Origin of the sequence: Streptomyces hazeniae (assembly GCF_031845485.1) — a bacterium.
Taxonomy (GTDB): Bacteria; Actinomycetota; Actinomycetes; order Streptomycetales; family Streptomycetaceae; genus Streptomyces; species Streptomyces hazeniae.
Genome location: NZ_JAVREQ010000109.1, coordinates 1 through 513, shown reverse-complemented (window position 1 = coordinate 513; position 513 = coordinate 1). Strand labels below are relative to the sequence as shown.

Annotated in this window: 1 pseudogene; it reads left to right on the top strand. The window is 68.2% G+C overall.

From position 1 onward, the window contains the following. Nucleotides 1–513: pseudogene (locus tag RM572_RS29885) on the top strand (transposase); the annotation flags it as partial.

Here is a 513-nt window from a genome sequence, read left to right as displayed (position 1 = left end):
ATCCAGGGCGTACGCAAACTCCTGGTCCGTAATGGCTGGTCCTGTCAGGTCCCGGCCCGACGAGCGGTGGAGCGGGACGACGAGGCGGTGGCCGGGTGGGTCAAGGAGGTGTGGCCGTGCGCGGAAGACTCGCGGCGGCCCGTGGAGCCTGGCTCGTCTTCGAGGACGAGGCCGGTTTCTCCATGACGCCGCCGCACGCAAAAACTTGGTCTCAGCGCGGCCGGACCCCGGTGGTGCGGGTCCGCGGCCGATCCCGCAGACGTATATCTATCGCCGCACTGACCTGCTACAAACCCGGCCATCGGTCGAGGCTGATCTACCGGCCGCGGCGGGACGACGGCCGGCGTGACGGGCGTAAGAGCTTCTCCTGGCGCGACTACAGGGACCTGCTGGTCGCCGCACATCAGCAGCTCGGCGGCCCGATCGTGCTCGTCTGGGACAACCTGAACGTCCACAAGGCCGCCGTCCTGCGGGAGTTCGCCGCATCCCTGGACTGGCTGACCATCTACTACC